General features: G+C 54.9%; 6 protein-coding genes and 1 pseudogene. 3 read left to right on the top strand and 4 right to left on the bottom strand.

Annotated features, from left to right (window positions below):
* Positions 1-213: 213 nt before the first annotated feature.
* Positions 214-498 (bottom strand): annotated as a pseudogene (locus tag PG888_RS07480) (glycine zipper 2TM domain-containing protein); the annotation flags it as partial.
* Positions 499-1,000: 502 nt separating this feature from the next.
* On the opposite strand from PG888_RS07480, the gene PG888_RS07475 reads away from it, so the two are divergent.
* Positions 1,001-1,189, top strand: a complete 189-nt coding sequence (locus PG888_RS07475) for a hypothetical protein (protein WP_040069812.1) — start codon at positions 1,001-1,003, stop codon at positions 1,187-1,189.
* Between the two features lie 70 nt (positions 1,190-1,259).
* Here PG888_RS07475 and PG888_RS07470 read toward each other — a convergent pair whose 3' ends face one another.
* Positions 1,260-2,786 (bottom strand): YfcC family protein, encoded by a 1,527-nt coding sequence (locus PG888_RS07470; protein ID WP_182939649.1) that lies wholly within the window; start codon positions 2,784-2,786, stop codon positions 1,260-1,262.
* Positions 2,787-3,454: 668 nt separating this feature from the next.
* Between PG888_RS07470 and PG888_RS07465 the strand changes: the two genes are divergently transcribed.
* A complete protein-coding gene (locus tag PG888_RS07465) occupies positions 3,455-5,077 on the top strand; it encodes an acyl-CoA synthetase (protein ID WP_182939650.1) in 1,623 nt (540 codons plus the stop codon).
* Positions 5,078-5,171: 94 nt separating this feature from the next.
* On the opposite strand, the gene PG888_RS07460 is transcribed toward PG888_RS07465, so the two are convergent.
* Positions 5,172-6,461, bottom strand: a complete 1,290-nt coding sequence (locus PG888_RS07460; protein WP_182939651.1) for a sensor domain-containing diguanylate cyclase — start codon at positions 6,459-6,461, stop codon at positions 5,172-5,174.
* 358 nt (positions 6,462-6,819) lie between these two features.
* Between PG888_RS07460 and PG888_RS07455 the strand changes: the two genes are divergently transcribed.
* Complete coding sequence (locus PG888_RS07455) at positions 6,820-8,334, top strand: KAP family P-loop NTPase fold protein (protein WP_182939652.1); 1,515 nt, start codon at positions 6,820-6,822, stop codon at positions 8,332-8,334.
* A gap of 33 nt (positions 8,335-8,367) precedes the next feature.
* Here the strand turns inward: PG888_RS07455 and hisIE are convergent, their stop codons facing one another.
* Positions 8,368-8,988: a bifunctional phosphoribosyl-AMP cyclohydrolase/phosphoribosyl-ATP diphosphatase HisIE gene (gene hisIE / locus PG888_RS07450; protein ID WP_269475378.1), complete on the bottom strand. Its 621-nt coding sequence runs from the start codon at positions 8,986-8,988 to the stop codon at positions 8,368-8,370.
* Positions 8,989-8,999: the final 11 nt, after the last annotated feature.

The raw sequence follows: 8,999 nt of genomic DNA, 5'->3' as shown, positions 1-8,999 counted from the left end.
ACAGTTTTGGGAAAAACGAGGATAACGCTTTTCAGTATCTCGACAGGGATAACTTACTTTACCATCGGTTATCCCTTTTAGCCGCACAAATTTTAGCCATGGCTTTTCAGGAAGTCAGGGCTATCAGAATGGCCTTAGAAAGCCTAGTCAAAGAGCTGTCACGAGAACACCGTTAGCTTAGCGTACGATTTTTTCCGAATTCTGCGGTTCCCCCTTCTTGCCGCTGCCGCCGCCAAACTGGTGGCCGACCACGCCACCCAGCGCCGCGCCGACCACGGTGCCGAGGATCTTGTGCTCATCCTGTACCGGCTTGCGGTGAGTCACGGTGACATTGCGACACTCCTGTCTGGGGGTCTTGATGGTCTCGGTGATCGGCTTGCTGGCGATCACCTCGGCAAAGGTGGGCTGTGGCGTAAAGAGGGAGCCACTGGCTGCCGCCGAGAGCGCCAGGGCCGAGGCGATGCCAATACCGATACCGGCCATCATGGATCTGTTCATTTTATGGTTCTCCTGCATACCCATACGGGCTGTTCCAATCTGGTGCCATCTTGTCATAACCGGTTGGCCGGACAAGGCGAGGGGGGCGGCTCTGCGACAACTGCTGGCAAGGTCAAAAAATAGCCACCCAGAAAAAGTGTCTGGCTTTGGCGACAATGCGCTGAAAGTGACCAGTTTCCGGCGCGTGGCGGGCTCTGTTAGTGCAACAAGGAGCAATTCGAGTCGCATTTTGCAATGACATTCGCGGGCAGAAGGCAAGAGCGGCAAAATGCTGACGACTGTTGGTCAGGCATTTGCCATGAAAGCGGATATCAGTGGTCCGGGATCGGCGCCAACTGGTTGATAAATGGCTATAGCCCCCTTGAGCAGATGCCGATAAGAGATTACGGCAAGCATTTTGCTTTGATTAAGTGGCAGGCAAGGGTGAACGGGTTGGCAGACAGCCGCGTAAGACCTGATATGAAGATGTTCGCCGAGGTCACCGGATCAACGAGGGGGAGATATGTCAATGTTACCCAGCTGGATCACCCCGGCCATCCAGGCCAACATCATCACGGCGCAGCAGGCCGAACGTCTGCTCTCATCCCTCTACCGGCCCCTAGCTGAGCAGGGAGAGGAGCTTCCCGCCGATATCGCTGACATCAGCCTCAAACTCTACTGCTTCCGCCAGCAGGGGCGGGTACGCCACTAAAGCTGAATAAAAACACCCCGCGCCAGGCACGGGGTGTTGTCACTCATGTATTACCGCGTCAGCTGGCCTATCAGGCCATCATCACTTGCGCTACCAGCATCAGGGCGCCAAATCCCAACACAAAGCCCACCATGGGCAGCACGAACTTGACCCACTTGTTGAACTGGATGCCGAGCATCTGCAGAGTGACCAGCACCAGTCCGGTGGGGGCCAGGAACAGCATGGCGTATTGCCCCCAGTTGTAGGCCGACACCACGATATAGCGCGGGATCATCACGGTATCCGCCAGCGGCGCCATGATGGGCATGGAGAGCACCGCCAGCCCCGACGAGGAGGGCACCACCAGCCCCAAGAGGGTGAACACCAACATCTGTGCCACCGCGAACACGGCGCCGTGCATGCCGGAGACCAGATCGGAGGCGTATGCCAGAATGGTGTCCGAGATCATCCCCTGATCCAGCACCAGATTGACCCCCCGTGCCAGCCCGATGATAAGCGAGACCGCCACCAGCTCCGACGCCCCCTGAGTGAAGGCCTCGACCGCCTCTTTCTCTTTGAGACCCGAGATAAAAATGATGATGATGGCGATGGTCAGGAAGGAGGCCGCCATCTGCGGGAACCACCAACCCGCCATGGAGACGCCCCACACCATCAGCGGGAAGGCGAGGATAAACAGGGTCAGAATGATCTTGCGGCGCAGGGTGAAGGGCACCCCTTCGTCCATAGAGCCCTCTTTGAGAAAACGGGCGCGAAAGCTCCCTCTGTCCTCATAGGTGTAGGAGAAGGCCGGGTTGGCCTTGATCTTCTTGCAATACCAGTAGAGATAACCGATCACCACCAGGGTGCCCACCAGACAGCCAACGGCGCGAAAGATCAGTCCCTCGGTAAAGGGAATGCCGGCGGCGTTGGAGGCGATCACCACCGAGAAGGGGTTGATGGTGGAGAAGGTGGTGCCCATGGAGGCGGCGAGGAAGATGGCCCCTACGCAGACGATGGAGTCATAGCCGAGCGCCAGAAAGATGGGCACTAGTATGGGGTAGAAGGCGACCGCCTCTTCCTCCAGTCCGCAGGTGGTGCCTCCCAGCGCCATCACCAAGCAGACCAGCGCCACAAACAGGAACTCGTTGCCCCGGGTCTTGTGTGAGAGGGCGACCAGCCCTGCACTGAAGGCACCGGTCTTGTTGATGACGCCGATCAGCCCCCCCAGCACCAGAATGAAGACGATAATATCCGCCCCCTCGATGGTGCCCTTGACCATGCTGACCGCCACGTCACCGAGCCCCTTGGGTGCCTGCTCCAACCGGGCATAGGTGCCGGGAATGGCGATGGGTTTGCGGATGGTTCCGTTGGTAAATTGTTCCACCGCAATATTGATATTGAGTTTTGCCAACGCGTCCTGAGTGGCGGGTATGCGGCTAATGTCACCCTGTGGGCTATTGACCATCAGGCTTTCACTGGCCGGATTATAAGAGAGTTTGGCATAGGCGCCCGCCGGAATTATCCAGGTCAGCGCGATGGCCAGCAACATAATAAGAAACAGAATAGTAAACGCAGTGGGGAATTGTCTGCGTGGCTTGGTATTCGGCACGGCACACATAAAATGCTCCTTGATAAAGCAGGTTTGGGCTCGGCGGAATATCGGGTCGATAGGGTTTCTGCGTCATATATCTCGAATACGCAAATTCACTGTGGATTGCGTAGTGATTGGCGAGAAATCTGGCCTGATATTGAACATCCGGTAGATTGTTTCACGCTGTAACCGTAACCCGTGCGCGGTGGGATGAACATGGCGCAGTGCTCGCTTTATGGGATGGCTCACAGAATATATTTGTCACAAGTTTGACAGCTGGTATTAAATGAACAGCATTATGCAATAATTATTTCAGTTCACGACCTACGTAACTGGCCTTAAATAAAAATCATGAAAATAGTGTGCTTCGAGATGAATGAAATATCAGATAAGACGTTTTTGATTCAATAATAATCAGGTGTCGTCAGTTTTCGCTATTCGCCAAAAACAGCCTGTGAAAAAAATGGCACGCTTTCCCGTAATGAAATATTTGTTTGCAACGAAGAGCGGGGGGCCCGTTTGACGGGAGGCTACCCCCCCTCTAAGACGTTTTGCTAATACCTGCCGCCACAGGCTCACTGTTAGGCTGTCATCCCCATAAGAGACCAGCGACGGGCAGGATGCCCATGTCGCTTGTTGATCTCTGAATGATCCCGAAACAGCCCGTTGTGTGCCACCCGTGAGGAAGGAACCTGATGACAGTGCAGAATATCTATGAGCGTGACCTTGCCAAAACCGCCGCCAATTTCGAGGCCCTGACCCCCATCAGCTTTTTGGGGCGGGTGGAGCGGGTCTATTCCGACTATCCGGCGCTGATCCACGGTTCGCTGCGCCAGAGCTGGGGCGAGACCGCCCGCCGTTGCCGTCAGCTTGCCTCGGCCCTGCGGCTTAGCGGCATCGGGGAGGGGGATACCGTCTCCATCGTTGCGCCCAATATTCCGGCGATGTTTGAAGCGCACTTCGGGGTGCCGATGAGCGGCGCCGTGCTCAACACCATCAATACCCGGCTCGATGCCGAGTCGATGGCCTTTATCTTCCAGCATGCCCAGAGCAAGGTGGTGCTGGTGGACAGGGAGTTTGGCCCTGTGGTGCGCAAGGCGCTGGATCTGCTGGAGAGCCAACCGTTGGTCATCGCCATCGACGATCCCCTCTACCGGGAAGGGGCGCTTGTCAGCGAACTGACCTATGAGGCCTTTATGGCCACTGGTAACGGCGATGAGCCCGGCTGGTTACCAGAGGATGAGTGGCAGGCTATCTCCCTTAACTACACCTCCGGCACCACCGGCAATCCCAAGGGGGTGGTCTATCACCATCGCGGTGCCCACCTCAACGCCATCAACAATGTGCTCTCCTGGGAGCTGCCCAAACACCCCGTCTATCTCTGGACGCTGCCGATGTTTCACTGCAACGGCTGGTGCTTCCCCTGGACGCTGGCGGCCACCGCTGGGGTGAGTGTCTGCCTGCGCCATGTGCAGGCGGCCGCTATTTATGACGCGCTGCACGAGCACAAGGTGAGCCACTTTTGCGCGGCGCCCATCGTGCTCAATATGCTCAACAATGCCGATCCGGCGCTCAAGCAGGGGCTGGATCACCCCATCAAGGTGATGACTGCCGGCGCTGCGCCGCCCGCCACCGTGATTGCCGGCATGGAGGCGATGGGGATCGCCGTGACCCACGTCTATGGCCTGACCGAAACCTATGGCCCCTGCGTGTTGTGCGAACCGCAAAGAAGCTGGCAAGGACAGGATGCAACAACGCTGTCGCGTCTCAAGGCACGGCAGGGCGTCGCATCCCCTCTGCAGGGGGAGATGCGGGTGGTTCATCCGGTCAGCGGCGAATCGGTGGCCAAAGATGGCAAATCCATGGGCGAAATCGTGCTGCGCGGCAATGTGGTGATGAAGGGCTATCTGAAAAATCCCGCGGCCAGCGCCGAGGCGATGGCGGAGGGGTGGTTTCGCAGCGGTGATCTGGCGGTGTGGCACCCGGATGGCTATGTGGAGATCAAGGACAGATCCAAGGACATCATCATCTCCGGTGGCGAGAATATCTCCAGTCTGGAGGTGGAAGATGTGCTCTATCGCCATCCCGATGTTGACGAAGCGGCGGTGATCGCCATGCCCGATGAGACATGGGGAGAGGTGCCCTGCGCCTTCGTGAAACTGAAAGAGGGGCGAGAAACCACCCAGGCGGAGCTGATAGCCTTTTGCCGCGAGCAGATGGCCCACTTCAAGGCCCCCAAGCGCATCATCTTCACCCCCTTGCCGAAAACCTCTACCGGCAAGGTGCAAAAGTTTGTGCTGCGCAAACAGCTGGGATAGCGCTCAACAAGCTCCGTGACAGCGCCAGCGGGGCCCATCGATGTGAGGGAGAACAGCAGGAGAATGGAGGGTCGCAGGCCCTCCCGTCGTTTGGCTAGCCTGCCTTGCAGGCAACGCAATTGCGGCCAGTCTGCTTGGCCTGATAGAGCAGCTGATCGGCGCGGGCGTAGAGGCTCTCCATCAGCTCCCCCTCGCTATTTTCCACCAGACCGGCGCTGATGGTCATGATGAGCACATCGCCATTTGGCAGGGGGAGCGGACTTTGCATCACTTGCTGGCGCAACCGTTCGGCCAGACAGGTTGCCGCCGACAGCGTGGTGTTGGGCAGCAAGATGGCAAATTCGTCGCCGCCGATCCGGGCCAGCACATCCTCGCTGCGCAGCACCGACAGCATCACCTTGCCCAGATGGACCAGCGCCTGATCCCCTAGCGGGTGACCGTAGCGATCATTGATGCACTTGAACTGATCCACATCCAGCACCATCAGCACCGAGCTGAGGTGGTGGCGGATGTTCAGGCTGAGGTTCTTCTCGCACATCTCGAAGAAGAAACGGCGGTTGTAGAGGCCGGTAAGGCCATCGCGCACCGACTGCTGGTGGAGTTGCTCCTTGAGCTGGTGCAGTTCGGTAATGTCAGAGGAGATGCCGATCAGGGTCGGGGTGCCATCGGCCAGCAAAAAGGGCACCTTGACCGACCAGTAGTAGTGCTGATTGCCCTCGCTATCGGTCAGCGTCTCTTCCCCGGCTTGCAGCTCACCGGTTTCGAAGACCCGGTTGTCCAACCGCCACAGTTGGCACGCGCTGGCCGCCGGGATCACCTCGTCATCGCGCCGGTTGATGATCTGCTCGGCAGGCAGACCGAGCAGGCCACACACTTTCTGATTGACGTAGAGAAAGTGGTGCAGGCTGTCCTTCATATAGATATGGGCATCGACGTTGGCGAGGACTATCTCCAGCAACTTGTGCTGTTCTGCCAAACGCGTCTCGATCAGCTTGTGCTCGGTGATATCGGTGGAGATGCCGCACAGGCCGATCAGCGTGCCATCCCTGTCATACATGGGCTTCTTTACGGTCCAGTAGACTCGTTTCTCACCTGTGGGTTTGAGATAGTTGACCTCTTCCCGGGCGATGGCGATCTGCTGATCCAGCACCTGTCGATCGTTTTGCTGAATAGCGTTGGATTCCTCAAAGGAAAAAAAAGACGTGTCATCCTGGCCTTGCAGCTCATCGAGAGTACAGCCAAAGAGATCCAGCACCGCCTGATTGGCATAGGTGTAACGGCCATCCAGATCCTTGGTAAAGAGGTAAGCGCCCATCTCGTTAAAGACGGACCTGAGGTGATCCAGCTCATGCTGCAATCGGGTAGAGAAGGGTTCATCCTTCATGGGGCTGGCCATCCTTGGTCATTGTTCCGGGTCGGTTGTATACGGGGCCAATCTGTATCAACTGCTTTAAATTAAGCACTGATCCTCACATATTTCGCGATTATTTCCGCAGCTTCTGCGCCATGTCACACGGTTGTCATCGCTGGTGAGGTCAAAAGAAATCAGCTGAGTCCGTGGCTATTCTGATCTCCCTTCCCCTTATATCGGCCCGGCATCGTGGGCCATCAGCAGAGAAGTTGACCGGCACTCAAATGCACCAGCCCGAGTGGCACAAAGGGCAACAAACAGGTCTTTAATCAAACTGTTTTCACTGTGTCCCTGATATCATCCCTTGCAACGCAACATGGGGAGGTAGGAGATGGCAGTGGCACCGTTTAAATGGGATGACGCAGTTCAGTGGGACGGGCCGGGGGCCATTGACGGTGTGGTGGAGGAGTTGGCCGGTGATCGGCTGGATCGCGCCCGCTATGCCGAATTTCTGACCAACTACCTTGCCGCCGAAGGCAAGCAGCGCAACTATGTGCTTAACCTCAATGCCGAGTGGGGGGCGGGAAAAACCTGGTTTATCAAGCGCTGGTATATGGAGCTGAAAGCGCACTATCCCACCGTCTATATCGATGCCTGGCAGCAGGACTTTTCTGATGATCCCTTATTGACGGTTATTTCGTCGATTATCGACCAGTTAAAAATGATTGCGGGAAAAGAAAACCCGATTCCAGAAGGAATGCGTCAGCGGCTACTGGGATTATTTAAGGTCGGTGGCAAACTGGTGCTGAAAGCGGCAATCAAAAAAGCAGGTTTGGAGGATGAGGATTTTTCTCTGGAAGGGGAGGATGCCAATCAGCTGGTCGATGCGTTATGTAGCAATCAGAAGGAGCGTTATGAATCTATTCAGTATCTTAAACAAGAGATACTGCAATGGGTGGCAGGCGCTGTTGTTTTAGGTAAAGGAAAGCTGGATTATCCTGCTTTTATTTTGATTGATGAACTGGATCGCTGTCGCCCCTCTTATGCGGTAGAGATGCTGGAGACCATCAAGCATATCTTTGATATTCAGGGTGTAGTATTTGTACTGGCAACAGATACTGAGCAGTTACAGCATGCCATCAAGGTCATTTATGGCGAAGGTTTCGATGCAGAAAGCTATCTTGGGCGATTTTTCCATAGACGATTTACGTTAGGCAGTATCTCTCGGCGAGAGTTCATTCAGCAGGCAATATCAGATAAAAAATTGCAGCTTGAACATGTTAATGTATGGCCAGAGATAACGGATAGCCAAGTATTGGTAAATATATTGACAGCTGTCTGTGATCATTTTTTATTGAGTTTAAGAAAAACAGAACAAGTGCTTGATAGAACGATCGCTTCCATCGTTAATTACGAAGGTTGCACACTAAATCTGATTTTTCTTGTCTATCTGTTCTCTCTATGCGAGAAAAACAATGAAGATTATCGTGCTGTAGCGGATGGCAAAATGCCTACGACAGATAATCATCCTAAGCTGAAAGGGTTTAATGCACTTACAAATGAGTATGGAGAACAATACTTTCAGTGTTTTATAAAGGCTAGGAGTGCTATAGGTTACTACATTGATGTGTCTGATAATGAACGATATATTAATCCATTCAGAGATGCCGAGCATTTAATATCTTTAAGGGAGCTATTAATTATGTCTTACAATAGCATTGTTCATCCGAATTCTGATAGTGGGTATTCTTATCAATTTAATTCGTTAGCGAGAGAGTACTCCAAAAGAAGGCGGGATTTAACTGTGAAAGAGAGTTCTCTTTTGGTAGAAAAAGAATTATCACTATTGGAACGACGTTTAACAACCTATAAGAACTTAGTCGAGCTGGCTGTACATCTTGACTAAATAAAACCGGGAAATCCCGGCTTTATTATCAGTTTATTTATTATGCCGCTCATAAAGTCGCTGCACCACATCCTGTAATCCCAGTCCTTCGTTTTGCAGCAGCACGGTCAGGTGGTAGAGCAGATCGGCGGATTCGTTAATGAGCTCCTCCCGATCCTTGGCCATGGCGGCCAGCGCTACCTCGACACCTTCTTCACCGACCTTCTGGGCGATGCGCTTGGTGCCTTTACCGTAGAGGCTGGCGGTGTAGCTGGTGGCCGGATCGGCCCCTTTGCGGGCGGCCAGCACCTGCTCCAGTTCAGCCAGAAAACCGAGGGGCGGCACCGGGTGACCATGGAAGCAGGAGGTTGTCCCCTTGTGGCAGGTGGGGCCGACGGGGTTGGCGGCGATCAGCAGGGAGTCCTGATCGCAGTCGGTGCTGATGGCCACGAGTTTGAGCACATTGCCCGAGCTTTCACCCTTGGTCCAGAGCCGCTGTTTGCTGCGGCTAAAGAAGGTGACCTGACCGGTAGCCAGGGTCTTTTCCAGCGCCTCGCGGGTCATAAAGCCCTGCATCAGCACCTCGCCGCTGGCGGCGTGCTGGACGATGGCGGGGATCATGCCGTCGCACTTAGCCCAGTCGAGCTGTTTAATTAATGAGCTGGAATTATGCACGGGAATCGGCT

Source organism: Aeromonas sp. QDB23, from assembly GCF_027707745.1.
Lineage (GTDB): Bacteria > Pseudomonadota > Gammaproteobacteria > Enterobacterales > Aeromonadaceae > Aeromonas > Aeromonas allosaccharophila.
Note: the sequence above shows the minus strand (reverse complement) of the source record. Positions and strands in the feature narration are given on the sequence as shown.

Excerpts from the sequence above, each read along its gene's own strand:
- PG888_RS07475 (WP_040069812.1), top strand. The coding sequence starts at position 1,001 with ATGTCAATGTTACCCAGCTGGATCACCCCGGCCATCCAGGCCAACATC.
- PG888_RS07470 (WP_182939649.1), bottom strand. The coding sequence starts at position 2,786 with ATGTGTGCCGTGCCGAATACCAAGCCACGCAGACAATTCCCCACTGCG.
- PG888_RS07455 (WP_182939652.1), top strand. The coding sequence starts at position 6,820 with ATGGCAGTGGCACCGTTTAAATGGGATGACGCAGTTCAGTGGGACGGG.
- PG888_RS07465 (WP_182939650.1), top strand. The coding sequence starts at position 3,455 with ATGACAGTGCAGAATATCTATGAGCGTGACCTTGCCAAAACCGCCGCC.
- PG888_RS07460 (WP_182939651.1), bottom strand. The coding sequence starts at position 6,461 with ATGAAGGATGAACCCTTCTCTACCCGATTGCAGCATGAGCTGGATCAC.